This window comes from Streptomyces sp. NBC_00102, assembly GCF_026343115.1.
In the GTDB taxonomy this organism is placed as follows: domain Bacteria; phylum Actinomycetota; class Actinomycetes; order Streptomycetales; family Streptomycetaceae; genus Streptomyces.
Genome location: NZ_JAPEMC010000001.1, coordinates 3,616,496 through 3,639,468, shown reverse-complemented (window position 1 = coordinate 3,639,468; position 22,973 = coordinate 3,616,496). Strand labels below are relative to the sequence as shown.

At 67.9% G+C, this 22,973-nt stretch carries 26 protein-coding genes; 13 read left to right on the top strand and 13 right to left on the bottom strand.

The genetic code is table 11. From position 1 onward, the window contains the following. Positions 1-335: 335 nt before the first annotated feature. The 8 genes from OHA55_RS16250 (at position 336) to OHA55_RS16215 (ending at position 8,595) form a co-directional block, all read left to right on the top strand. Entirely contained in the window at positions 336-1,565 is a 1,230-nt protein-coding gene (locus OHA55_RS16250) for an ATP-binding protein (RefSeq protein WP_266706914.1), read from the top strand. Beyond that, complete coding sequence (locus OHA55_RS16245) at positions 1,562-1,966, top strand: roadblock/LC7 domain-containing protein (RefSeq protein ID WP_266706912.1); 405 nt, start codon at positions 1,562-1,564, stop codon at positions 1,964-1,966. Before OHA55_RS16250 ends, OHA55_RS16245 begins: the two co-directional genes overlap by 4 nt. Then, complete coding sequence (locus OHA55_RS16240; RefSeq protein WP_266706910.1) at positions 1,963-2,337, top strand: DUF742 domain-containing protein; 375 nt, start codon at positions 1,963-1,965, stop codon at positions 2,335-2,337. The genes OHA55_RS16245 and OHA55_RS16240 overlap by 4 nt, the downstream gene beginning before the upstream one ends. Further along, positions 2,312-2,902: an ATP/GTP-binding protein gene (locus tag OHA55_RS16235; RefSeq protein WP_266706908.1), complete on the top strand. Its 591-nt coding sequence runs from the start codon at positions 2,312-2,314 to the stop codon at positions 2,900-2,902. Before OHA55_RS16240 ends, OHA55_RS16235 begins: the two co-directional genes overlap by 26 nt. Positions 2,903-3,024: 122 nt before the next feature. Further along, positions 3,025-4,413, top strand: coding sequence for a cytochrome P450 (locus OHA55_RS16230; RefSeq protein ID WP_266706906.1), 1,389 nt, complete (start codon positions 3,025-3,027; stop codon positions 4,411-4,413). Between the two features lie 244 nt (positions 4,414-4,657). After that, positions 4,658-5,791 carry a cytochrome P450 gene (locus tag OHA55_RS16225; RefSeq protein WP_266710705.1) on the top strand — a complete coding sequence of 378 codons (1,134 nt, stop codon included), beginning with the start codon at positions 4,658-4,660 and terminating at the stop codon, positions 5,789-5,791. Between the two features lie 10 nt (positions 5,792-5,801). After that, positions 5,802-6,617 carry an enoyl-CoA hydratase/isomerase family protein gene (locus OHA55_RS16220; RefSeq protein WP_266706904.1) on the top strand — a complete coding sequence of 272 codons (816 nt, stop codon included), beginning with the start codon at positions 5,802-5,804 and terminating at the stop codon, positions 6,615-6,617. Positions 6,618-6,828: 211 nt separating this feature from the next. After that, positions 6,829-8,595 (top strand): NlpC/P60 family protein, encoded by a 1,767-nt coding sequence (locus OHA55_RS16215; protein WP_266706902.1) that lies wholly within the window; start codon positions 6,829-6,831, stop codon positions 8,593-8,595. A gap of 47 nt (positions 8,596-8,642) precedes the next feature. On the opposite strand, the gene OHA55_RS16210 is transcribed toward OHA55_RS16215, so the two are convergent. After that, on the bottom strand, positions 8,643-9,797 hold the full coding sequence (locus tag OHA55_RS16210; RefSeq protein ID WP_266706900.1) for a Fic family protein: 1,155 nt from the start codon (positions 9,795-9,797) through the stop codon (positions 8,643-8,645). A 138-nt stretch (positions 9,798-9,935) separates the two neighbouring features. On the opposite strand from OHA55_RS16210, the gene OHA55_RS16205 reads away from it, so the two are divergent. After that, positions 9,936-10,283 (top strand): VOC family protein, encoded by a 348-nt coding sequence (locus OHA55_RS16205; RefSeq protein WP_266706898.1) that lies wholly within the window; start codon positions 9,936-9,938, stop codon positions 10,281-10,283. 74 nt (positions 10,284-10,357) lie between these two features. On the opposite strand, the gene OHA55_RS16200 is transcribed toward OHA55_RS16205, so the two are convergent. Both OHA55_RS16200 and OHA55_RS16195 read right to left on the bottom strand, forming a co-directional pair. After that, positions 10,358-10,576 (bottom strand): hypothetical protein, encoded by a 219-nt coding sequence (locus OHA55_RS16200; RefSeq protein ID WP_266706896.1) that lies wholly within the window; start codon positions 10,574-10,576, stop codon positions 10,358-10,360. Positions 10,577-10,888: 312 nt separating this feature from the next. Further along, positions 10,889-11,242: a hypothetical protein gene (locus OHA55_RS16195; protein WP_266706894.1), complete on the bottom strand. Its 354-nt coding sequence runs from the start codon at positions 11,240-11,242 to the stop codon at positions 10,889-10,891. A 179-nt stretch (positions 11,243-11,421) separates the two neighbouring features. On the opposite strand from OHA55_RS16195, the gene OHA55_RS16190 reads away from it, so the two are divergent. After that, positions 11,422-11,685 carry a GntR family transcriptional regulator gene (locus tag OHA55_RS16190; protein ID WP_266706892.1) on the top strand — a complete coding sequence of 88 codons (264 nt, stop codon included), beginning with the start codon at positions 11,422-11,424 and terminating at the stop codon, positions 11,683-11,685. A gap of 180 nt (positions 11,686-11,865) precedes the next feature. On the opposite strand, the gene OHA55_RS16185 is transcribed toward OHA55_RS16190, so the two are convergent. The 6 genes from OHA55_RS16185 to OHA55_RS16160 all read right to left on the bottom strand — a co-directional run bounded on the left by OHA55_RS16185 (position 11,866) and on the right by OHA55_RS16160 (position 15,304). Beyond that, positions 11,866-12,816 (bottom strand): hypothetical protein, encoded by a 951-nt coding sequence (locus OHA55_RS16185; protein WP_266706890.1) that lies wholly within the window; start codon positions 12,814-12,816, stop codon positions 11,866-11,868. Positions 12,817-12,845: 29 nt separating this feature from the next. Next, positions 12,846-13,304 carry an NUDIX domain-containing protein gene (locus OHA55_RS16180; RefSeq protein WP_266706888.1) on the bottom strand — a complete coding sequence of 153 codons (459 nt, stop codon included), beginning with the start codon at positions 13,302-13,304 and terminating at the stop codon, positions 12,846-12,848. Between the two features lie 834 nt (positions 13,305-14,138). Beyond that, the gene (locus OHA55_RS16175) at positions 14,139-14,405 is read right to left on the bottom strand and encodes a hypothetical protein (protein ID WP_266706886.1); all 267 of its coding nucleotides are present in this window, start codon (positions 14,403-14,405) and stop codon (positions 14,139-14,141) included. Further along, positions 14,402-14,893, bottom strand: coding sequence for an NUDIX domain-containing protein (locus tag OHA55_RS16170; protein WP_266706884.1), 492 nt, complete (start codon positions 14,891-14,893; stop codon positions 14,402-14,404). The genes OHA55_RS16175 and OHA55_RS16170 overlap by 4 nt, the downstream gene beginning before the upstream one ends. Before the next feature lie 13 nt (positions 14,894-14,906). After that, the gene (locus OHA55_RS16165; protein WP_266706883.1) at positions 14,907-15,068 is read right to left on the bottom strand and encodes a hypothetical protein; all 162 of its coding nucleotides are present in this window, start codon (positions 15,066-15,068) and stop codon (positions 14,907-14,909) included. Next, positions 15,065-15,304, bottom strand: a complete 240-nt coding sequence (locus OHA55_RS16160; RefSeq protein WP_266706882.1) for a hypothetical protein — start codon at positions 15,302-15,304, stop codon at positions 15,065-15,067. Before OHA55_RS16160 ends, OHA55_RS16165 begins: the two co-directional genes overlap by 4 nt. A gap of 104 nt (positions 15,305-15,408) precedes the next feature. Here OHA55_RS16160 and OHA55_RS16155 point away from each other — a divergent pair, with 104 nt between their 5' ends. From OHA55_RS16155 to OHA55_RS16145, 3 genes are all read left to right on the top strand, one after another. Beyond that, positions 15,409-16,248, top strand: a complete 840-nt coding sequence (locus OHA55_RS16155; protein ID WP_266706881.1) for a helix-turn-helix transcriptional regulator — start codon at positions 15,409-15,411, stop codon at positions 16,246-16,248. Beyond that, complete coding sequence (locus OHA55_RS16150; protein WP_266706880.1) at positions 16,248-16,451, top strand: DUF397 domain-containing protein; 204 nt, start codon at positions 16,248-16,250, stop codon at positions 16,449-16,451. The genes OHA55_RS16155 and OHA55_RS16150 overlap by 1 nt, the downstream gene beginning before the upstream one ends. 1,094 nt (positions 16,452-17,545) lie before the next feature. Next, on the top strand, positions 17,546-18,511 hold the full coding sequence (locus tag OHA55_RS16145; protein WP_266706879.1) for a hypothetical protein: 966 nt from the start codon (positions 17,546-17,548) through the stop codon (positions 18,509-18,511). A 3-nt stretch (positions 18,512-18,514) separates the two neighbouring features. On the opposite strand, the gene OHA55_RS16140 is transcribed toward OHA55_RS16145, so the two are convergent. The 4 genes from OHA55_RS16140 to OHA55_RS16125 form a co-directional block, all read right to left on the bottom strand. Beyond that, positions 18,515-18,832: a hypothetical protein gene (locus tag OHA55_RS16140; RefSeq protein ID WP_266706877.1), complete on the bottom strand. Its 318-nt coding sequence runs from the start codon at positions 18,830-18,832 to the stop codon at positions 18,515-18,517. A 29-nt stretch (positions 18,833-18,861) separates the two neighbouring features. Beyond that, the gene (locus OHA55_RS16135; RefSeq protein WP_266706044.1) at positions 18,862-20,112 is read right to left on the bottom strand and encodes an IS3 family transposase; all 1,251 of its coding nucleotides are present in this window, start codon (positions 20,110-20,112) and stop codon (positions 18,862-18,864) included. 12 nt (positions 20,113-20,124) lie between these two features. Next, positions 20,125-20,655, bottom strand: coding sequence for a sigma factor (locus tag OHA55_RS16130; protein ID WP_266706875.1), 531 nt, complete (start codon positions 20,653-20,655; stop codon positions 20,125-20,127). 450 nt (positions 20,656-21,105) lie between these two features. Then, positions 21,106-22,959: a DNA polymerase gene (locus OHA55_RS16125; protein ID WP_266706873.1), complete on the bottom strand. Its 1,854-nt coding sequence runs from the start codon at positions 22,957-22,959 to the stop codon at positions 21,106-21,108. Positions 22,960-22,973: the final 14 nt, after the last annotated feature.

Sequence of the window (22,973 nt, the reverse complement as noted above, 5' to 3'; positions counted from 1 at the left end):
CGCACGTGTCACCACAGCGCCGTTCACCGTCACGAACGGACATCCCCCCGCACAGGCCGCGCATATGACGGTGGATCATAAATGCGCATAATCGGTCGAGCCCGAACAACTGATGCTCAGGAATTCACACTTACTTATGTGTCCCATGTAAGATCAACTGACTTCCAGTGGGCTGATGGCGTATGGGGGGCACTCCGCAAGGGGTGACAACCTCGGCCCCGACTTCGGAGGGGCATTCCCTGCGTGGCGCGGTCCAGGGCTCGTCGAGCCAGGGAATGCGGCAGGCACGGGGACGTCAAGCCGTATCCGTAGCCTTGGCACTTGAAGTGAGTCTCATGACATTTCCACAGGACGCTGTCCTCTGGGCACTGATGGTCGTAGCGCTGGTCGCCGTTGGCGCCGTGCTGCGGGCTCGTAAAACCAATATCCGGCTGCGCAGGCAGACCTCCGAGCTCAGAGCCGAGCGCGAGGGCCTGTGGCGGCAGCGCGACGAGTGGCAGGCCGCGCAGACCGGTCTCCTGCACCGGCACGCCGCCGAGCTCTCCGACGTCCGCAAGGACGCCGAGGAGGAGACCAAGGCCGTCCTCAAGGCCGCCGTGCGTACCCTCCAGGGCCTCGCCGACCAGCAGCAGGTCGTCATCGAGAAGGCCCAGACGAAGTACGGCGACGACCCGCAGATCCTGGCCGACCTCATGTCGATCGACCACGCCAACAGCCAGTTCGGCCGCCGGGCACAGGGCATCGCCGTGCTCTGCGGCGGCTGGCTCGGCCGCCGCGAGACCGTCGCCTCCGTCTTCGACGTGGCCCGCAGCGCCCAGGGCCGTATCCGGCACTTCGACCGGGTCCGCATCAACGGGCAGGTGAACTACTCGGTGGTCAGCAAGGCCGTCGAGCCGGTGGCCGTGGTCCTCGCCGAGCTGATGGCCAACGCCACCAACTACTCCGCCCCCGGCACCCCGGTCGAGATCAACATCCAGTCCGTGCCCTCGGGCGTCTGCCTCATCGTGGACGACGCCGGTCTCGGCATGGGCCAGGAGGAGAAGGACCGCGCCGGGGCCCTGCTCGACCCCCGCGCGGAGATCAGCGTCTCCAGCCTGGGCATTCCCCCTCAGTTCGGGTTCGCCGTCTCCGGCCTGCTGGCCGCCCGCTACGGGTTCAAGGTCTCGGTGGACTCCGTATCCCCCTACGGAGGTGTACGCGCGGTGGTTCTGCTCCCCGACGAGCTGCTGACCGGCGACGTGCCGCCGAGCCCCGTACCGGTCACCCGCGAGACCTCGGTGCCCTCCGTGCCGTCGCTCGCGAGCCGCCCGGCCGCCGCCCCGACCCCGCTGTTCCCCGACGCCGTACGGCACGAACCGGCCGCTCCCGCGCTGCCGGCCGCCACCACCGTCGGCGGCCTGCCCAAGCGCCGTCGTCAGAGCCCGGTCTCCGTACTCCCCACGGCGACGGCCGAGCCGGCGCCCGCGCGCAGCAACGAGGAGACGGCCTCCCGGCTCGGCGCGTTCCAGCGGGGTACACGGTCCGGACGTGACACGACGACGATGGAAGGACCCGAGAACCAGTGAATCCCGACCTGTCGTGGGTACTCGACGACGTGCTCCAGGTACCAGGCGCCCGGCACGCGATCCTCGTGTCCGCCGACGGCCTGCTGCTCGCCAGCTCGGCCGACATCGGCCGTGACGACGCGGAGACCGTCGCCGCCGCCATGAGCTCGATGCAGTCGCTGAGCCGGGCCGTCGCCCCCTTCATAGGCACCCGCGCCCCCGGCCAGTGGCGGCAGACGCTGCTGGAGTACGAGGACGGCTGGATCTTCCTCATAGCTGCGGGCAGCGGCGCCTACCTGGCCGCCGCGGCGGCCGCGGACGTGGACATGGAAGCGATGTCCTTCCGCATGCAGCAGCAGGTGGGCGCGGTCGGAAAGGCGATGACCACACCTCCTCGCCAGACGGCGGGAAGCGACGCATGACGGCCCGGGGCGAGGAAGAGGCCGTCTCCAGCGGATTCGTCCGCTCGTACGTCATCACCGGCGGGCGAGGTCTGCCCGACGCCGATGCGCTCTCCCTCGTCACGCTCGTCACCATCGCCCCGGACCGGGAGATGCCCGTCCAGGCGGGTCCCGAGGTCCGGGCGATCTGGGAGCTGTGTTCCGGCGGCTACCTCTCGGTGGCGGAGGTGGCGGGCCACCTCCAGCAGCCCGTGGGGGTGGCCCGGCTGCTGCTCCAGGATTTAGCGGAACAGGGCCACCTGATCCGGCGCAAGGCCCCGCCCGCCGCCCAGCTCGTCGACCGGAAGATCCTCGAAGAGGTGTTGCATGGACTCCACGTCCGCTTCGGCTGAGAACATCTATGTGCCGGACGCGGTCCAGCGCGCGGCGAAGATCCTCGTCGTCGGACACTTCGCCGTGGGCAAGACGACGCTCATCGGCACGCTCTCCGAGATCACCCCGCTGCGGACCGAGGAGCGGATGACGCAGGCCGCCGCCCATCTGGACGACCTGCGGAGCGCTCCCGGCAAGGAGACCACGACGGTCGCCCTGGACTTCGGCCGTCTGACGCTCAGCGACGAGCTGGTGCTGTACCTGTTCGGTACCCCCGGGCAGCAGCGGTTCGTCCAGCTGTGGGAGGACATGGCCCGTGGTTCGCTCGGCGCGCTGCTGCTGGTCGACCCGGGCCGGCTGGCCGACACCTTCCCGGTGATCGACCTGGTCGAGCGGTACGGCCTGGAGTACGCGGTCGCCGTGAACAGCTTCGACCCCTCGAACCAGCACGGCGAGGACGAGCTCCGCGAGGCGCTCGACCTGCTGCCGGACACTCCGGTGATCCACTGCGACGCCCGCGACCAGAAGTCCTCCGCGCAGGCCCTGATCACGCTGGTGCAGCACCTCCTGACCCGCGTCGCCTAGGCGGTGTCCGGCGGATCGCGGTGAACCCGGCGGAGTTTCGCCGGACACCGCCCGCCCACCGCCCCTTCTGAGCCCCACCCCCCACGGGCCCGACCGGCCCGACTTCACACCGAGGAAGAGACATGGACCCGTCGCCGGGAGCCAACCCGCAGGGCGCCCCCTCCGGGTGCCCGATGCACCAGGGGCGGCAGACGTCGCTCTACGGCCCGGAGTTCGCGGCCGATCCGCATCGCGTGTACGAGGCGCTGCGCACCCACGGTCCCGCGGCACCGATCGAGCTGGCCCCCGGTGTGGAAGCCACCCTGGTGGTCCAGCACGAGGCGGCGCTCCGGGTGCTCCAGAACCCGTCGCTCTTCGCGCGGGACTCCCGCCGGTGGGTCGCGCTGCGCGAGGGACAGGTTCCGCTCGACAGCCCGGTCCTGCCGATGATGGCGTACCGGCCCAACTGCCTGTTCACGGACGGCACCGAGCACCTGCGGCTGCGCAAGGCCGTCACCGAAAGCCTCGCCCGGCTGAACCCCAGCCGGCTGCGGCGGGACGTGGAGCGCATCGGGGACTACCTGGTCGACCAGTTCATCGAGCGGGGCAGCGCCGACCTCCTCGGCGACTACGCGAAGCTGCTGCCGCTGCTCCTCTTCAACCAGCTCTTCGGCTGCCCCGGCGACATCGGCGACCGGCTCACCCGTGACATGTCCGCCATCTTCGACGGCGAGGACGTGCTGCGGGCCAACGCCCGCCTGACGGAGTGCCTGATGGAGCTCGTCGCCCTCAAGCGGCGGCAGCCCGGCGAGGACATCACCTCCTGGCTGATCCAGCACCCGGCCGGACTCAGCGACGAGGAGCTGAAGGACCAGCTCGTCATGCTGATGGGCGCGGGCGTCGAGCCGGAGCGCAACCTGATAGCCAACGCCCTGCTCGCCATGTTGTCCGGGGACACGGGCCAGGGCACCCACCGAGGGGGCGGACTCCTCGTCGAGGACGCCATCGACGGCGTGCTCTGGAACAACCCGCCGATCGCCAACTACGCGACCCACTACCCCGTTCAGGACGTCGACCTCAACGGCATGATCCTGAAGGCGGGCACGCCCGTACTGATCAGCTTCGCCGCCGCCAACAGCGACCCGGACCTGACCGACGCCCGGGAGACCATGGCCAAGGGCGCGCACCTCGCCTGGGGCGCCGGCCCGCACGTGTGCCCGGCGAAGTCCCCGGCCCAGCTGATCGCCCTCACCGCGATCGAGAAGGTGCTCAACTCCGTACCGGACATCGCTCTCGCGGTGCACCCGTCGGCCGTCGAGTGGCGGCCGGGACCCTTCCACCGCGCGCTCGCGGCCCTGCCCGTGGTCTTCACCCCGACCGCGGCGCGTCACGGCGTGACGCACCATCAGACCAACGCCACCACAAGGGTTTCGGCGGACTCCGCACAGGTGACGCCCCGTCACCACGCGGCCGAGTCGACGAAGAAGAGCAAGGGCTGGTGGAGTTCGTTCCTCGACGTCTTCCGCGTATGAATTGACCATTCCTGAGGCATATCCCTGTGACATGACCAACATTGATCAGCGCATGGTCGGGATATGCCCACGGGTAGGTTCCGGGCGGTAACAAAGCGCCCAGGATGAGGAACTCTCCGTGACTACGAGCAATGGCAATGACAGGCCCGCCGTCGACCGCCGAGTGCTGGTTGCCCTTCTCCGAAAACTCAAATCACCGGAAGGGCAGGGGGATCCCTATCCCCTGCTCGCCGAATTGAGAGCCATGGGGGACGTGGTCCCCGCTCCCTGGGGCGGGTACTTCGTCACCGGTTTCGACTCCGCGAACCAAGTCCTCAAGGGACGCGGCTGGCTGGCCCCCGACTTCGCCTGGCAGGAACGCCAGGAGGACGCCGGACGCTGGGACGCCGTCGCCACCCGGGAGATGACCAAGACCCTGGCGCGCCTCAACGCCCCGGAACACACCTGCCAGCGCCGCAGCCTCGGCAACCTCTTCGACCGTTCGACGATCGAGCGGCTCACCCCGCAGGTCGAGGAGCACGCCGGGCGCCTGCTCGACAGCCTCGCCGCGGCGCTCGAAGGCGGCCGCGAGGCCGACTTCGTCTCCCTGGTGAGCGACCGGCTCCCGATCTCCACCATCGGCGGCTGGCTCGGCATCCCCGCCGAGGACCACGACCACATCCTGGAGATCACCCACAACCAGGTGCACGCCCAGGAGTTGCTGCCGACCCGCAGCGAGCTGGCCGTCTCCGCCGACGCCACCGCGCATCTGCGCAAGTACTTCACCGAGCTGGTCCAGGCGCGCCGCGAACGTCCCGCCCACGACGTCCTCACCGGCTGGATCCACACCTGGGACGCGATGGAACCGGACCGGGAGACGGCGGACGAGATCCTCTACCGGCTCACCATGTTCGTCACCATCGCCTCCCTGGAGACCACCGCGACCCTGCTCTCCTCGGTCGTCTCCCTGCTGGCCGGCGACCCGGAGCGCTGGGCACGGCTGCGCGCCCACCCCGAGCTGGTCGACGACGCCCTGGAGGAGGTGCTCCGCTACGACCCGCCGATACACATCAACACCCGGGTCGCCGCCGCGGACACCGAACTCGCCGGCGTCACGGTCCCGAAGGACGCCATGGTCCACGTCATGTACGGGGCGGCCAACCACGACCCACGCCGCAACGCGGACCCGCACACCTTCGACATGGGGCGCCGGGGCAACCACCTCACCTTCGGCGGCGGCGTCCACTACTGCCTCGGCGCGGCCCTCGCCCGGCTGGAGGCCCGCTCGCTCCTCGTCCAGCTCCTCGACCGATTCCCGGACCTCCGGGTCACCTCCCCCGCCGTGTACGCCTCCCGGATGGTCTTCCGCCGCGTGACCTCGCTCGGCGTGACGATATGAATGTGACGACATGAAACTCCCGCTCTCCGACTTCCTCTCGCCCTACGGACGCCGCACTTCCACCGTGCGCGCCCACCGCGAGGGGCCCGTCCTGCGGATCGAACTGAACCGGCCCGAGGACGGCAACGCGGTCAGCGAGTCGATGCTGGACGACCTGCTGACCGTCCTCGCCGTACCGGACCCCGAGGTACGCGTCCTCGTCCTGAGCGGTGCCGGCAAGGACTTCAGCCTCGGCGGCGACCGCACCGAGTTCGCCGACTGGCTCGACGAGGACCCCACCGGGCGCGGCATCCGGATCGCAGCCGACAAGGCACGCCGCGTCTGCCAAGCCCTCACCGACAACACCGCGGTCACCGTCGCCCGCGTCCACGGCAAGGTCATCGGCGCCGGCGTCGCTCTCGCCCTCGCCTGCGATCTCCGGGTCGGCGCCGACACCACCACCTTCCGCCTCCCCGAACTCGCCCTCGGCCTGCCCACCGCCTGGGGCGGCGTGCTCCCCCGTCTGATCAACGAGATCGGCGCCGCCCGCGCCCGCGAACTGATCCTCACCGGCCGCGTCTTCGACGCCCAGGAGGCGTACGAACTCTCGGTCCTCCAGAAGGTCGTCCCCGAGGCCGAACTCGACCGGGCCGTCAGCGACTGGGCCAGGCCCGTCGTCCGCCGCCCGGAGTCCGCCCTCCGCGTGACCAAGGCCCTCTTCGCCTCGTACGCGGCCCCGACCCGGCTGGCCGACCCGTCCCTCCTGGACGCCGAACTCCTCGCCTCCGTCGCCGCCGCGCACCATCACGCCCGCGGCAACACGCACCACGAGGCACGGGCCCGGTAACGGCCCGACCCCGCACCCCGGCCCGACCGCACCCCCGTCCCCACGCCGCCGGAGAGCCGGGGCGCGGTCCCAGGCGCCCAGGAGCGGAAGGATCGCCCGGCGCGTACCGGCATGAACGGCGAGGTCGGGCGGCCCACCGGATGCGGGGGTGTCCCGTGATCGGGGCCGCGCGCATTCCGCGAATCTCCCGCTCGCGCAGGATCATGCCCGCATGTCACATACATCTCGCCGCACGGTACTTGCCGCCTTCGCCTCCGCGGCCGCCGCCTCCGTCCCCCTCGGCACCGCGGTCGCTTCGGCCTCGCCCACCGCATCGGCCGCCACGACGACCGCCGCCGGCACTTCCCCCACCGCGCCGGCCGTGTCCCTCACCTCGCCCCGGTCCTCCGTGACCCTGGGCCCCCTCGACCCCGCCTACTTCACGGCCGTCTCCCTCGGCACCTTCACCACGAGCGTGCTGCCGGGCACCCCCGAGCGGCTGGAGGTCAGCTGCGGCACCCGGCGGATCGCCGTCCTGACCAAGGGCGCGCGCACCGCCGTCCTCACCGGCCCCGAGCGGACCTTCACCGAGGACAAGCGGCCCTGCGTCGACGACTTCCGGCGCACCCTCCCCGACCTGGCCCTGCCGGTCGCGGAGCGCACGTACTGGGGAACCTCCCCGGCCGGCGGGAGCTGGTCCACGCTGGGGCCCGCCGACACCGACTACGCGGTCGTCCCGGGCAGCGCCACCCTCACGCTCACCACCGACTACGCCAGCCGTCACGCCACTCTGCGGGACGACCTGATCACCGACGTCGACGTCCGCGCGACCGCCCGGTTCGACAAGGTACCCACCGGCCAGGCGTGTTCCTACGCCCTGTCCTTCGGCTACCAGGACACCCACAACAACTACCGGGCCCGGCTGTCCTTCCTCACCACGGGCACGGTCGAACTGCGCCTGGAGAAGGAAGTCGCGGACACCGTCACCCAGCTCGCCACGGCCACCACGCTCGCCACCGGAGTCCCGGCCGGCACCGACTGGACGATACGAGTCCTCCGCGAGGGCACCCGCATCCGCGCCAAGGCATGGCGGACGGCCACCACCGAGCCCACCGCCTGGACGGCGGACGGCACGGACACCACGTTCCCCAAGGGACGGGTGGGCCTGCGCGCCCTCGCCAACCAGGGCTGCACCAGCCTGCCCGTCACCCTCGCGGTGAGCCGCTTCCAGATCGACGCCGCGACCTGGCAGCAGCCGCCGACCGTCACCCACGACACCTGGGTACGCGTCCTCCCCGAGCCCTTCGACGGCACCTGGACCCCCGCCCTGGAGCGGACGATCCGCGGCTGGGCGGGCTCCCCCGCCCCCGACGTCCTGGCCCACGCGGCCGCCTTCCTCGCCGGAGCGCCCGCGGTGACCACGGCCACCACCCCCGCGACGGGCAAGCAGGTCCTGGGCGAGGCCGGATACGGCTACCTGGACCAGCAGGGGTACCGCTACGAAGGCGCCGACTTCCACGAGTACATGAACACCGGCTGGACCTTCCCCGACGGCACCTACACGGGCCCGTCCACCAAGCAGGCCGGCAACCTCGACTGCTCCGGCTACACGCGCATGGTCTACGGCTACCACCTGGGCGTCCCGCTGGCCGCGGGCGAGGACACCTCCGGGACCCGCATCCCGCGCAAGTCCCGTCACATGGTGGACTACACGCCCGGAACCCGGATCGACCAGACGGACGGGACGAACCCGCCCGCGGCCGAGCAACTCCAGCCCGGCGACCTCCTCCTGTTCAACGCCGACTCCGGCGACGACACGGAGACGGCCACCGCCGACCACGTGGGCATCTACCTCGGCCCGGACACCAACGGCAAGCGCCGCTTCCTCTCCAGCCGCAAGACGGTCAACGGCCCCACCATGTCCGACCTGGGCGGCGCCTCCCTCCTCGACGGCACCGGCACCTACGCGACGAAGCTCCACACGGTCCACCGCGTCTGAGGCCCGCAGCGGCCCGGCCGCACCCCCGGCTCTCCGGGGGTGCGGTCTCAGGAGTCTCGGTCGGCGTACGGATCGCGTGGCGTGTACCGGCGCGCGGCGGCCTCCAGCACGGCCGCCGGAAACCGCTCGCCGGCCACGTAACGGCGCCCCTTGGTCTGCCCCACCGCGGCCAGGATCCCCGCCTTCACCAGCGCCTGCATGTCCCGGGTCGCCTGCTGGGTGTTGAGTCCCTCGCTCTGCTCGTAGCGGGATCGACGCACCCGCCCCGACATCGCGACCTCGTGCAGCGCACCGATCTGCCGCTCGCTGACGCCCAGGCTCTTCGCTTGATCGTCGAGCATCAGCCAGGCTTCGCGGGCCCGCCCGACACGGTGCCGGACCCGCTGCGCCTGCTCGTGATAGGCACGCAGGTTGAACGTGACCCAGGGGCCCGTGCCGCGTTCCGGCGAGTACACGGGACCGCCGACCTCCCGCAGCACCCGGTAGTAGTCCCAGGTGTTCCCCGGCATGCCGAGCCATTCCTCGATGGAGGAGAACTCGGGCGCGAGGACACGCTCGCGGGCGATGACGAGCGTCTGCAGGCTGCGGGACATCCGCCCGTTACCGTCGACCCATGGGTGGATCTTCACCAGGTTGAGATGGGCCATCGCGGCGCGGACCAGCGGATCGGCATCCATGTCGCCCTCGTTGAGCCAGTCGGCCAGCTCGCCGGCCAGCTCCGGAATCCGGTCCTCGTGCGGCCCCTCGTACTCGGTACTGAGCGGGTCACCGGCGGCACTGATCCAGATGGCCTTGCGCCGCCACTGCCCGGCCGGCCTCTGCACCGTGTGGTGGTGGCCCTGCAACATCCAGTGCAGGGAGTTGAGCAGGCCCTTGCTGTAAGAGAAGTCGGCCACGTCGTGAAGGGACTGGATATAGGTCATCGTCCGCTGGTACGCGAGCGTCTCCGCCTTGTCCGCCTCACTGGCGTCGATGCCCTCCCGTTCGCCGTCCATGAGGTCGGCGACATCCCGCGCGTCGACCCGAAAGCCCTCGATGGTGTTGGACGCGGCGATCGCGGAGGCGGTGAGAGCGCGGCGGAGCTCCCGGGTCCACCGCACCGGCGCTCGGAGAACGTCGTGGCGCAGCTCCTCACGCATCTCTGTGATCTCGGTGAGGACCTGCTCATCGACCGGCGTCAGGCGCGGCAGCTCATACAGCATGCATGAATGATACCTCGTACCTATCATTCACTCCTTGCGACTCAGCCGGCAGACTCCGCCGCGCATCGCGCCCCGCCGAGCACCTCCGATACCGAACAACCCCTGCACGCCCGGGCCGTCCCGTGATCGGGTGGTGGCATGACCTCTGCCATCCGTCACATCACCGTCGACTGCGCCGATCCGTACGCCCTCGCGGGCTTCTGGGCCTCCGCGTTGGGCGGCGAGCTTGCCGCCGACGACTTTCCGGGTGACCCCGAGGCCTCGGTCCACGCCGGGGCGCACGGGCTGCTCTTCGTCAGGGTCGAGGAGAAGAAGGCCGTCAAGAACCGGCTGCACCTCGACCTCCAGCCACAGGACCGCACCCGGGACGAGGAGGTGGCCCGGCTGATCGGTCTCGGGGCCACGCTGTACGAGGACCACCGCAAGCCGGACGGGGCGGGGTGGGTGACACTGCACGACCCCAACACATCAATCAACCAGTTCTGAGCATACGCGCACGTCACGGAACACAGAAGCCCCGCCCGGCACTTGGCCGAACGGGGCGGACGCTTCGGAACGGTCTAGGAGATCGGCGCGAGCCCCCATGCCGTGCGCATTGCCCGCGCATCCTGGATCTCTTCGCGCCACGGCTGCACCCGCGAGTAGTCGGCCCCGTGGAAGTCCACTGCGGACCGGGCGAAGGTGATGGCTTCTCGCGTGCCCCAATCAACGGCCGCAGCGATGTCCTTGCGCGTGAGGCCCGCTGCGGAAAAGATCCCGCGCGGCTCGTGGTTCGTCATGGAGACCACGGTAGCGAGCGGCACCCCCGCCATTGGGTGCCACCACTGATCCAGACACAAAAGAGCCCCACCCGGACGAGTGTCCGAGCGGGGCGTTTTGCTGTCTGCTGCGGGCCTACGCGCCCGACCCAAGCTCTCCGGGCATCGGGGCGGGGATCAGGCCCACCGCGTGCGCGGGGCAGGCATAGAGGGTCGTCCCGGGGCCGCTGGTGCTCTCAATCCACCGGACCGCAATCGGCGCGTAGGTGTTCTTCTTGCAGCGGACGCAGAGTGCAACGGTCACCGTGGGGTCGGCAGCCAACCATTCGCGCGTCATGCCCGGACTCCCGCGTTAGCGAGCTGCTGGAACTGGTCGTTGGGGTAGCCGTAGTCGGCTTCCACTCCGAGGGTGGCCAGTGCCGCAGCGCGCCGCCGTTCCTGGATGACGCCGAGCGGCATCGTGGGGGTGTCTGCTTGGCGCCGGAACATCGCGGCGGCTTCTTCCTTGGTCGGTCCGGTCCACGGGCGCATCCACGGGTCCGAGGGGGACGCGGGGGCCACTGCGGCCGGTGCCGTGGTGTGGGCGGCGGAGTGCCGTCCGGGCCGGCGGGGGAAAAGCCCCCGGAAGGCCACCAGGCCGAGCACGGACGAAAGTCCGATGCTGGTGAGGGCGATAAGCTCACGCATGTTCGTTCAGCTCTCTGTTAGCTGTTCGGGCGGAGCCCCGGCGACCGGTCCTAAGCGGTTGTCGGGGCATTTCTGTGTTCAGGAAGTCACGCTAGGCCAACTGGTCTAACTCGTCTACCTGTCTAGGTCATCTGCCTGTCTAACTCGCCTAGAAATGGCGGATTGTCTACGCTTCGGCCATGCCCGAGAGCCCGCAGAACCCGCATGCGCCGCACGCGCCGTACATGACCGTGCTGGACGCGCTCACGGCGGAAATCAAGACGGGCAAGCTCAAGCCGGGAGAGAAAATCCCGTCGGATTCAGAGCTGGTCGCGCGCTTCGGCGTCGCCCGGATGACCGCGCGTCGAGCCGTAGGGGTACTCCGCGAACGGGGGCTTGTCCGCACCGAGTGGGGTCGCGGAAGCTTCGTTGCCGAGCCGGCGGACGACCAGGCCGACGCGTAGCCCTACTCAGGGAGCATGCCTACGGGCGCACTTTCGCTGTCGCGGGGGGCAAGAGAGAGCCCCGCCCGACCCCGGGGGAGATCGAGCGGGGCTACCCGCTGCGGGGACCAGACGCAGCGGGGCATCCGCCCGCCGGCCCGGTGGGGACCGCGAAACCGGCGGGCGGGGTCGGGGCGGTCTCTACACAGACCGAATGGGAGCGGGGGCGAAGTAGCTGGGTGACAGGAACACCCCGGCGAAAGTTCCCGGCCCGTGCCTTTCATCGAGCCACGCACTCAGACCGCTTGCGCTCCCGCTGATCACTGCGCTTAGCAGAAGTTCGTGCAGCTCGTTCTCCTCACCAGCCGCGAACTCAGACAGAAACGCGGCGTAGCGCTGGTTCACCCCGCGCTCATAACCGATGAGCGATCGGACGTATGTGGCTCCCTCTCCACCTCCGCCGGTCGGGTGGTCGCGCACGTCCTCGGCAGCAAGGGTGCCCGTGCAGTCCCGGAATGCGATCCGCTGGAACGGGTCGTCAGGCTCCTTGATCCCCGCTTGGGCTGCCGCCCATCGGGTGATCCGGCGCGCTTCTCTATCGCCCGCTCCTTCCATCACTACCCCCAGGTTCCGAGTATGGGGTGACCCCTGAGGGTCGGGTGTGGAATACGAAGCGCCGTTCGGGCGACGGTAGTTGATGCCGTACTGAACGCGGCTCGGCGTACCGTCAACATCCACATACCGCCGTTTTGCCCCGAAGTGGATGCAGTCGTGCGCGTAGGCACGCAGGAGATCGAGCAGTGCGAGTTCCGGGGATTCCGGCGCGTCCCGTTCCATCGGCCCGTACATCGTGACCACCGACACCATCTGTAGATGGCGGTAGCCCTGGTCGGGGTGGTGGAAGCCCCCGAACGCCCCGGCCCGCTTCGACTGAGCGCCGACGAGCATCCGGGAGAGCGGCAGCATGTGAGACAGCCCGAAGGACGAGAGCCGGTCTCGAACCGCGTCTAGCCCGGTCCGGAATACCGTCACGTCGATTCCCTGTGCGTTCCACAGCGTCAAGCGCGCGGCCACGGTCCGGAACGTGTGGTCCGGATGCCTTGCCGTGAGCGTCAACGTGTCGGCCCGCAACGCGGCCAGCAGGGCGGCCACTCCGGCGCCGGCCACGCTTTCGTTCGGTGCTAACGGCCCGAGGGAGGTACCCCGATGAGCTGCCGGTGGGTCTCCTGCATCCCCGTCGGCAGCGAGTTCAAATGGAACCACTTCGCCTCCAAGATTTCGAACGAATCGATCTTCAGGGTTCCTCCGACGTGCATCGCCTCGTAGGCGACTTCCACCCGGAGTTTGTAGCCGCTCCGCACGTGGACAAGACGGCCCGGCTTGACGTCAAGCCCGGTCTCTTCCTTTACCTCCCGGACGATCGTCAGCGGGAATTCCTCGCCCTTGATCGCGTAACCGGTAGGAAGCCCCCACGGCGTTTCCGGGGGCCACATGCGGTGCTTGAGCAGCAAGACTTGACCCGCATCGTTCCGCACAACACCGGTCACCCCCACCATGAACTTCGCGTGCGCGAACCAGAGCACCCGCCATTGCAGGGGGCCCCGGATGAGTCGCCAGAGCTTGGCAACGATGCGCTTCATGTGACGCCTTTCTGTGTACGGACGGAGCTGCGTAGCTCTGTGGACACTGCTCAACCTTGACAGCGCCCACGGGTCACGACGGATACCTGAATAGCCGCGTGAAGCCGCCGCCGTGGACCCGCCCGGGTGGCTGTCCAAGGCTGCACCCGGGCGGGGTTGTTCACCCTGCGGCCGCGCAGGGGGCTTGGGGTCCCGGTAGGCGGGACAGGGGTCAACCGCCTACCGGGTGTGGGCCCGCCCGACTGTCTTCCGTCCCCACGGAGGGGCAGCCGGACGGGGGTCTATGGGGCCGACTCGGCCTCACCACGGTTGAGACGGGCGGTGGTTGCCCTACGAGAGGCGCTACGGTCCCGCCGCTGGACACCCCACTCGTCCAGTCGCGCGCGAACGAAGTCCCGCGAGACCGCCCACCGTGCGCTCAGGGCCGCCATGGGAAACCCGCTGTCGTACTCCCGCAGCACGGTCTCTCTACGGTTGCGGAAGTGTTGCCGCGCGATCCGGCGTTCCTCCGCCGTTTTTCGCGGTGCGGGGCTCACTCGTCGTCCGCCGTGTCATCGGGCTTCTCGTCCTGGGCGTCATCGGGCTCTTTCGCCGCAGGCGGGACCCAGTATTCGTCCATGTACGGGACATCCATGTTGAGCAACTGCATCTCTCTTCTTGAGACCCGACCGGTTGCCGCTGTCCTCCGTGGTGCAACCGGTCAGGAGCTTGGAACCCGGTAGGCAGGAACGGGGGGAACTTTTGATTCCTGCCTACCGGGAGCGAGGTCCGTCCGACTGCCGCCACCCCCCACGGATGAGACAGCCGGACGGGTCTATGGGGTTGGGCGCCCGGTCAGGAGAGACCAGCCCGAGCTTTCGCGCGGGTCGCGCGGGTCACGCGTGCATCGCCGGCGGCAGCGCGTCCGCGAATGGGTACGCCCCACTCCACGAACCGGGCACGCAGGAAGTCGGGAGACACGCGGTGCTTCCGGCAGAGCGTGACCAGGGCGACCAGGTCGACCAAGTACTCCCGCTTCAGGGTCTCGCGGTTGTCGATCACTGCTTGCCGTGCGCGCTTCTCCTCCCAGGGGTTCCGGCGAACCCGCTTCTTCGGCGTCACGCTGCCACCAAACCGTTCAACAAAAGCGGCTGCCGGCCGTGGGCGAATGCCGCCAAAGCTTGACGGATACGCCACGTCCCGAGTGCGGACGCGTGCTCGCCGAGCTGGTCCAGCGGAACCCAGCGGAGTTCGGCCACCCGGTCTTCGGCACCCTCGGGGACGGCAACTCGGGCGGCTTCCTTGGCATCCACCGTGCCGCCGTCGCCAACCAGGTTGAACCCGGCCCTTCCGCCCTCTGCCCGCCCGTGGGGCGCGACCCCGAGCGCGGCGAAGAACACCACATCGAGCACCAAGCCGGTTTCCTCGGCCAGGTCACGGGCGGCAGCACCGGCGATGGTCTCTCCCGCGTAGGCCACGCCACCGGGCAGGCGCCATTCGGTCTCGCGGGGGGGCCTCACCAGAAGTAGTGCCCCGGTGTCGTCCCGGACCAAAACCGTCGCCCCAACTCGGGCGCCGGTGCGCCCCGTTGCAGGCTCTCTCTCGTCCATGCGGGTCCCTTCCTCACTCGTGGTCGGCGAGCTGGTGGCGCTTGCGCAAAACCCGCTGGTCGGTCACGTCGCTCCAACGACCGTCCAACTCGGCACGCCGCTCGGCCTGGTCGTACTCCCGGCACTTGAGGCAATCCGCGGTCAGCCTGGTCGGGCTTGTTCCGGTCCGCTTCACAGCACGTCCCCCCGACTCCGGGCGTTGCACCGCGCGTTCTCGGCCCGCAGCCGCTCTATCGGGGTTGCCGAACGGACGGTGCCGGGGTCGGCTTCCCATTCGAGCCCGCCACCGAGGGGCCGCAGGGACCAGTAGGGGCCTGAGACCCCTCGGAACTCGCCGGCCCTGTCGTCGTGGCGGGTGTCCACCATGAGCGCGCCAACAGGAGGCGGAGAGGCGATACCGGGCACAGTCATGACCGCTCCTCTCTGTAGCGGTTTCGCTACCGGGGGCCGCCAGAGTGGCCTACTTTGGGGATGTCCTCAAGTCGCTAACCCAGAAGGAAGACATAGGGAACCCCATGGTCTACCGCGTGGAGTTAAACCCCGATGCGAGCCCGGAGGCGGCATACGGCGCACGTCTCCGGCAGTTCCGGGAGGCAAGGGGCTGGACCCAGGAACAGCTAGCAGACCAAGGGGCATATACCGGCAAGCATATTTCCGCAGTTGAAACCGCCCGCAAGTCGCCAACTCTCGGCTTCTCAAGAGATGTTGACGCGGCGCTCGGCACGGCAGACACCGCCGATTCGTTCGAGCGAGAGTGGCGTGAGATCCGGCAGGGCTCCTTGATCGAGGGGTTCCCGGAGTACGTCACCCACGAGGCTCGGGCAGCAGAAATCCGGCTGTACGAAGTGGGGGTGATACCAGGGCTTCTACAAACCCCGGAGTACGCGGCAGCGATCCAGGGGGGAGAGGTGAAGCGCGGAGCTTGCACACCCGAGCAGGCCGAGGAGCGGGTGGCCCTGGTGGCGCAGCGACAGGAAGTACTAGTGCGGCACCGTCCACCCCTGGTCTTCGTGGTGCTGGATGAAAGCTGCATCCGTCGCCCCGTGGGGACCGCCGCGGTGTGGGACGCACAGTTGGCGCGTCTCACCGCGTTCGCCGAACTGCCAAACAGCGCGGTCCACGTTGCCCCGTTCACCATGGGCGAGCGTCGCGCCTGCACCCTCCCCGTGACTGTTCTAACGCTTCCAGACCGCACCCTGATGTCTTACGCGGAGTCGTCCCAGCGCGGACACCTTGAGAAGGAAAGCCGCTACGCGCTACCGATGCTGACGGCCTACCATCAACTACAAACCGAGTCGCTGTCCCAAGCGGCGTCTCTGGACATGATTGACCAGGTACGAAAGGGCACCCCGTAATGACCGAGTCCCCCCGTTGGTTCACCTCTTCGTACAGCAGCGGCGGCGGGCAGTGCGTCGAGGTCGCTGCCAACCTTGCCGCGACGCGCAACGTCGTCCCCGTCCGTGACTCCAAGGACACGAGCGGCCCGGTTCTCGGCTTCTCTGCCGCCGCGTTCTCGTCGTTCGTGGCGGGTGTCAAGGCGGAGACGTTCGCCGGCTGACCACCAGGCGCAGCACCACCCACCAGCGGCCCCTGTCGTGCTACGACGGGGGCTGTCTGCTGCCCGGACATGACGAAAGCCCCGTCACACCCCGCAATGGGAGCGTGACGGGGCTTGGTCATGCTGCCCGGCGGAGAACCGCCGGGGTCGGACGAAGGGAGGCGGGGAGCCCTACGGGAGGGGCCTCTCCGGGAGATCGGTCTACGACGTAGATTTCCCACCCCGGGAGCACCCGCGATTGCGCCGGCTGCACACCAACTCCGTACCGGCCGGTGATGCCCGCTTTCCGAAGAACTCGGGCCATGCGGAACGCAATTACGTACGCGTGATCGCGTGATGCCGCCGAGTCCAGCACCGTGCGTCTGCCGGTGGTCATGCGGCGACCCCCGTAACTCTAGTAGGGGCCCACGCAGTAAAGGGCTCAACTGCTGGGATTAGGCGCCCTGTTTCAGTACTCCGGCGCCATTCATACAGTCCCACCAGTGCGCCGGATGCCACAGAGACTGCAAGCATCCGGAAACCCCGTACATGCGCGGCAACCACGCGTGCGGCCATTGACGAGTACGCGATGAGCGCGCGCAACAACTGGCCTTCATCGGAAGGGTATTCGTACGTATCCGGGTACTCCCCCCCTAGGGGTTTCCACCCCCAGCGGCCCGGACTAGTCCGCACGTAGATTTCAACCCGCATTATGACCTTCAACTCCCCATCCCCCTACGCTACTTACCCCCCCTATGCGTTACCCCCAGTCAATGTCATCCGTGTGCGCGGCGGGCTCCGGGGCGGGAGAAATGACCGTGGCGCTTCCCTTAGGGGCCTGGGGTATTTCGTCGGCGTGCGCGACGGACGCCCCGGCTACACCAATGGTGACGAGCGCCACAGCGGAAGCGAGAACCGCCCCAAAGCTCTTGCGGCGTGATTGAAAGCTCATCTATACATCCCTTAGGTACCGAACTGCTGCTGAATTTTGCGGCGGAACCGGAACCGTTGCTCGGTGCTCGGCTTGCCGTGGGACCAGCGTGCTTGACGCTGCGGAAGGGTTCAAGACTCGCCAGGCTGGACGATCTGCAACCAGAAATTTTCCAGGGGGAAACATGGACACAAGCACCCAAAGAGGCCGTAACGAGGGCGGTATCACGCCAGAAGCGGCAGACCTCATGCGGCAGATGCATGCGGGGCAGCGACCGGCAGCGTCGAGCCCCGCGCTGGATGAGCTGGTGCAAGCGGAGCTAGCCACTTACGACCCGCACAGCGGTGTTTTCATCGCCACAGACCTTGCGAGTGCGGCTCGGATTGTCACTCGCACGGCCACCGCCGAAATTGCTTCATCGATAGCCCGCGCTGAGCAACTGAGCGCACTTGTAGCCGAGTTGTCATCAATGCCGCAGCCTGACAGCGGAGGCGTGCTGCGAATCGACCACTACGAGGAAGTCACGGCCCTGATGGCGGAAGCGGTGCGCGGGGCAGCTTTCGTCCGCACGGCGCACCCAATTCCCCGTCCGGCCGGTCGACTTGCGGGAGGGTTCGAGCGGGACGCCGAAGTCGTGCGCAGAGGGTCCGAGCTGCACGTGATCTACCTGGAAACCGCCCGCACTCGGGCTCCCGAACAGGACTACGCTCGGAAGATTTCCGCGATTGGCGCCAAGGTGCGGACTCTGAATCCGCCCTTTGAGCGTATGGTCTTGACGCCTACCGCGGCTTTCATCTCCGACACGACCGGGGACCAGGCTGGGAAACCGGCTCTCCGCGTCACAAACCCCGGCTTGCTCGCGTTCATTTCCAGTGTCTATGACCAGCAGTGGCAGGCAGCACGCCCATGGATGGGCGAGGCACCGACCCGCAGTGACGGTGTCACCGAGCGGCATCATTTCGTCATGCGCCGGCTACTGGACGGACGGGTGCTGAAAGCCGTGGCGCTGGAATTGGGCGTAAGTGTTTCGACGCTCTACGGGGACCTTGACCGGCTGCAAGCGCTCTCGGGCGTGTCCGGTCACTTCGCTCTAGGGGCCTGGTACGCGGCGACCTACGGCGACGGCGGCAAGGGCGAATTGGCGGCGTGACGATCACGAGGTTTGGGCGCCGGCTCCCGCCCGGTAGACCTCGGCGAACCGCGCCTTCCCCTTGCACCGCGCCTGCTTTACCTGCGTCGTGGTCGCGCCCATGTCCGCGGCAAGCTCCGCGTCCGGGCCGTCACCGTAGTACCCGACCGGAGCTATGCCGTGGTCGGCCTTGAGTACGTGGCGCTGCCGGTCGGAGAGCAGCCCGAGGGCGCGGTGTACCTGCGTGCGGACCACGTCCCGGCGGTGCGCCGCCACGTCCGACGCAGTGACCAGCTCGGCAGGCTCTTCCATCTCACCCGCGACGACATCCCCGAGGGTCACTCTGAACCGCCCCGGGTTCGGTAGAGACTTCATATTGCGGTTGTGACCTGGGGTTTCGTGGTCGCGCGGTAGTAGTTGGTCTCGTATTCGACGGGTGGGATGTGCCCTATTTCACCGTGGAGCCGGCGGTGGCAGTACCAGTCCACCCACTCCGCGGTAGCGAGCTCGACCTGGGAAAGAGTCCTCCAGGGGCGCCCCGGTTTGATCAGCTCGGTCTTGAACAGGCCGATCGCGGACTCCATGAGGGCGTTGTCGTAGGCGTCGCCGACCGAGCCGATCGAGGCGGCGATGCCGGCGGCTGCCAGGTGCTCGGCGAGCCGGAAGCTCGTGTACTGCGACCCGGCATCGGAATGATGTATCAACTCGCCGCGCCGGTGGGGGTGTTCATCGCGGTCGCGTTGCCACAGGGCCATGTCCAGAGTGTCCAGGACGAGCTTGGTCTCCTTCGATGTGGCAGCGGACCAGCCGACGATCCGGCGGGAGAAGGTGTCGACGACGAAGGCGACGTAGACGACCCCCGACCAGGTCTTGACGTGGGTGAAGTCGGCGACCCAGTAGCGGTTGGGGGCCGACGCGACGAACTTGCGGTCCAGCAGGTCCGGTGCCCGCTCGACGCTGCTGTCCTGGATCGTGGTGATGACCTTCCTTCCGCGGACGGCGCCGGTGATGCCGAGCTCGCGCATGAGACGTTCGACGGTGCACCGGGCCACGGTGTGGCCCTGTCGGTGCAGCTCGCGCCAGACTTTCCTGGCGCCGTAGACACGGTAGTTGGCCTCGTGGACCTCGGTGATCGCGTCCTTGAGGACGGCGTCCCGCACCTGTCTGGCCGAAGGTTCGGCGGCGCGTTTCTTCGCCGCGTAGTAGGTGGAGGGGGCGATCTTGCAGTCGTGCTCGGCGAGTACGCGGCAGATCGGCTCGACACCGCCGAAGCGGGCCCGGTGCTCGTCGATGAACGCTACGAGCGTGTGTGGCCGGTCGAGCTCGGCCGCGAAGAAAGACGCCGCAGCCTTCAGGATGTCGTTCGCGCGGCGCAATTCGGCGTTCTCCTTCTTCAACGCCTTCATCGCCGCGGACTCCTCCGACGTCGTGCCCGGACGCTGCCCGGAGTCGATCTCGTCCCGCCTGACCCAGTTCCGCAGGGTCTCGGCCGAACCGATACCGAGCTTCTGGGCGACCGCCCGCACGGCAGCCGACTCGTTCGGGTAGTCACCGCGGACCTCGCCGACCATACGAACCGCTCGTTTGCGCAGCTCAACGGGATAAGAGGAAGGGCGTGCCATGACTCAATCCTTTCACGGAATTGAGTCTCCACTCGACCCGGGGCGGTTCACTCCGGGCCCGAGCAGCGGAGCGTTGAAAGGGCGGTCGAGCGAATCGACGCCGAGCCACGAAAGGCGCGCTGCGCGGGCGAGTTCGGGGCTCATCTTGTCGCGGCCCATGGCGTCCGTGGTGGCGATGCGCTCCGCCGCGTACGGGTCACCAACAGCCTTTGAGATCGCATCCTCAAAAGCCTTCGCCACGCGGGGAGCAACCCCGGGGCGGGTAGCTTCCCGCCGGGCATCCTCCATAGCGCGCGTCACTGCCCGGTCGATGTGGGCCATGAACTGGTTGGGCTCATCGCCGACGAACGTCTTGATTGCCTGCCAGACCGTGATGCGGCCGATCTGTGTCAGATCCTCCACCAGGTCGCTAGGGCCGCTGGTACCGACGATCTTCCGTGCCCGGGAGGAAACCAGCGATTCGGTTTCCCGGATCACTTCACTTACCGCGGAGAGGTCGTTGTTCTTGGCGGCGGAGATCTGAGCGTGGGTGAGCGTCGTCATGAGGCACCGTTCCGAGTGGGAAGTTTGGTTGCCCCTCCGTAGGGACGGAGGGTTTCCCGGAACGCGCCGAGGGGTCGCCAGATGACCCGCAGCTCGAATGCAATGCGCCTTGCAAAAGGGCACAAAAATGCCCCGTCCCGGATTAGCAGGACGGGGCTTGCGCATTGCCGTGATCGCTGCGTGGCGATGAATTTAGATAAATGGAGCCCGAGCGGCCATGCACCCAAAGGGGACGGATCGGTCTAGATGGTGGTTTACGTGCTCGATCAGTGCATCAGCCGCAACAAACGACTACTAAACGCGACTGCGGCGGAAGAAAAATCAACCGAGAGTTGCAAAGTGTGCGTGGAGCGTGGAATTTCGTTGCCCTGTCGTGATGCGCAGTGGTGCAACCCTGTGGCGTGCAAGGGAGTCGAGCCGACCGGTGCGTCTCTCGATGTGGGACTCAGCTTAGAAATCAGCGCCGTAAAGCGACCCCCACGACCGGCCCCCTATTTCCGCGTCAGCTTCGATCGGCACCCCATAGAGCGACCACGTCATACAGCGCTTGAACTCTCGGGCAATCTCTTCGGCATCTCTAGCGGGCACTGACGCCAACAACTCATCGTGGATTGGCAAGCGGCAGAATTCGAGCAGCCCGGCGGACTCGACATTCAGCATGGCTTGCCCGAGGACATCGCGGGCGACGCTTTGACAGGCATAATTAACCACGGCGTAGGTGCGGTCCCGGTCCAGCGGAAGCCTTCGGCCCGTCGCGGAGACGAACACCATGCCGTTCTGGAATGCCTCGCGCTGCCACCGAGCCGACGCTCGCTTGATCTCCGGAAAGGCCCGGTCGTATGCGACGACCGCTTGAGCAATTTCCGCTTCGGTGGCTCCGGTCTGCCGCGCAATGGTTTTTATCCCACCCCCGTACACTTTTCCGAAGCCAGCACCCTTGAAGACTTTTCGATCCTTCGGAGTGGCAGCGTCGCCCTTAATGAGGCGGGCGGTATAGGCGTGGATATCGAACTTCTCGCCACCGCTTATGAATCCGGATTTCATGGCCTTTATGTTGGCGAGGGCTGCCAACACCCGCATTTCAATTGCCTGAAAGTCCACCGAGACCATGACGTGTCCGGGCTCGGCGAGGATCGCGCGGCGGATCACGTGGTCCGAACTCGGCAGCTGGTGCAGCCCGTCCGTCACGGACATGCGGCCTGTGCGCGCTGCAAGGGGGGAAATGGTGCTGTGCAGCCTGCCCCCGGCGTCGAGCTTGGACATGAACCGCTCGGCGTAGGTAACGCCCCACTTGCTCGCCCTTTTGGCCCGAAGTACCGCGTAGGCAAGAGGATTTGGCTCGCGGGCCCCGATGCGCTGCCAGTCCCGATCCAGGTCCGCGAGGGGTAGCAAGACTTGCTTGTCGACCTTGAGTGCGCCCGAGCCGGTCCGCTCGGTCAGCGTCTCGCCCATGCCCCCGAGGGCATCCGCGACCTGCCCGGCGGACCCAACCTTGGTCACGCCGTACCGGGCAGCGACGGTGCTGTACTTCTCGGTTTCCTCGGCGAGCCGGCGGGCGAGTGGGGCCGCGTAGTCCTGGTCCACCAGCAGCCCCGTGCGCTGCATGGTCGCGCAGAGCCTCGCTATCTCGTGTTCGTACGCCACCAGCTCGGGGCGCACGCCGAGCCGGCCCAGCTCCCTTCGCAGCACGGGGGCGAGCCGCGCCGTCAGGATCACGTCAAGGCCCGCGTACAGCAGAAAAGTGGGGTGCGTAAGCGGGATATTGGCCCACCCGGTTTCCTTGGTGAACCCGAGAGAATTGAAAACTTTTGTAAGGCCCCCCTGAGTGTCCGGGGCGGCAGGGTCGATCCACTTTGCCGATAGCGGTTTGAGTGCGGTCCCGATTCCGCCCTCTTGGGGTTGTCTCGGATCGCAGAGGGCCGCGAGAATGCGGGTGTCGGTCGTGTAGGGTGCTAGGTCGTCGAAGGGGATTCCCGCGCACTGTTCGATGACTAGCCAGTCATAGGCGGAATTGTGAATCAGGATTTCGCGGCACCGTAGCAGCGCGTCGCGAGCATAGGAAGCGTGGTAACCGCCTCGCTCGTACAGGATTACCCATGCGTCCCGCGTGTCTCCGAACTGGACGGTCCGCAGCCTGAACGTGGGGCTGAACACATCAAGTCCAGTGGTTTCGGTGTCGACGGCAACAGGCCCCCGCAGCCGCGCACGGGACAGCCATTTACGGAACTGCTCTAGGTCGTCCGCGTCCTCGGGGACGCGCACGGTTATGGTCTCGCCGGCCACCTCGTGCCGGAATATCTGCATGCGTCCCCCATAAG

Bases quoted from the DNA above. Each gene is read 5' to 3' on its own strand.
- OHA55_RS16130 (WP_266706875.1), bottom strand. From the start codon at position 20,655: ATGACGACGCTCACCCACGCTCAGATCTCCGCCGCCAAGAACAACGAC.
- OHA55_RS16125 (WP_266706873.1), bottom strand. From the start codon at position 22,959: ATGCAGATATTCCGGCACGAGGTGGCCGGCGAGACCATAACCGTGCGC.
- OHA55_RS16150 (WP_266706880.1), top strand. From the start codon at position 16,248: ATGACCGAGTCCCCCCGTTGGTTCACCTCTTCGTACAGCAGCGGCGGC.
- OHA55_RS16220 (WP_266706904.1), top strand. From the start codon at position 5,802: ATGAAACTCCCGCTCTCCGACTTCCTCTCGCCCTACGGACGCCGCACT.
- OHA55_RS16230 (WP_266706906.1), top strand. From the start codon at position 3,025: ATGGACCCGTCGCCGGGAGCCAACCCGCAGGGCGCCCCCTCCGGGTGC.
- OHA55_RS16195 (WP_266706894.1), bottom strand. From the start codon at position 11,242: ATGCGTGAGCTTATCGCCCTCACCAGCATCGGACTTTCGTCCGTGCTC.
- OHA55_RS16160 (WP_266706882.1), bottom strand. From the start codon at position 15,304: ATGACTGTGCCCGGTATCGCCTCTCCGCCTCCTGTTGGCGCGCTCATG.
- OHA55_RS16205 (WP_266706898.1), top strand. From the start codon at position 9,936: ATGACCTCTGCCATCCGTCACATCACCGTCGACTGCGCCGATCCGTAC.
- OHA55_RS16200 (WP_266706896.1), bottom strand. From the start codon at position 10,576: ATGACGAACCACGAGCCGCGCGGGATCTTTTCCGCAGCGGGCCTCACG.
- OHA55_RS16190 (WP_266706892.1), top strand. From the start codon at position 11,422: ATGCCCGAGAGCCCGCAGAACCCGCATGCGCCGCACGCGCCGTACATG.
- OHA55_RS16215 (WP_266706902.1), top strand. From the start codon at position 6,829: ATGTCACATACATCTCGCCGCACGGTACTTGCCGCCTTCGCCTCCGCG.
- OHA55_RS16240 (WP_266706910.1), top strand. From the start codon at position 1,963: ATGACGGCCCGGGGCGAGGAAGAGGCCGTCTCCAGCGGATTCGTCCGC.
- OHA55_RS16145 (WP_266706879.1), top strand. From the start codon at position 17,546: ATGGACACAAGCACCCAAAGAGGCCGTAACGAGGGCGGTATCACGCCA.
- OHA55_RS16225 (WP_266710705.1), top strand. From the start codon at position 4,658: ATGGGGGACGTGGTCCCCGCTCCCTGGGGCGGGTACTTCGTCACCGGT.
- OHA55_RS16210 (WP_266706900.1), bottom strand. From the start codon at position 9,797: ATGCTGTATGAGCTGCCGCGCCTGACGCCGGTCGATGAGCAGGTCCTC.
- OHA55_RS16235 (WP_266706908.1), top strand. From the start codon at position 2,312: ATGGACTCCACGTCCGCTTCGGCTGAGAACATCTATGTGCCGGACGCG.
- OHA55_RS16170 (WP_266706884.1), bottom strand. From the start codon at position 14,893: ATGGACGAGAGAGAGCCTGCAACGGGGCGCACCGGCGCCCGAGTTGGG.
- OHA55_RS16135 (WP_266706044.1), bottom strand. From the start codon at position 20,112: ATGGCACGCCCTTCCTCTTATCCCGTTGAGCTGCGCAAACGAGCGGTT.
- OHA55_RS16250 (WP_266706914.1), top strand. From the start codon at position 336: ATGACATTTCCACAGGACGCTGTCCTCTGGGCACTGATGGTCGTAGCG.
- OHA55_RS16180 (WP_266706888.1), bottom strand. From the start codon at position 13,304: ATGAAGCGCATCGTTGCCAAGCTCTGGCGACTCATCCGGGGCCCCCTG.
- OHA55_RS16155 (WP_266706881.1), top strand. From the start codon at position 15,409: ATGGTCTACCGCGTGGAGTTAAACCCCGATGCGAGCCCGGAGGCGGCA.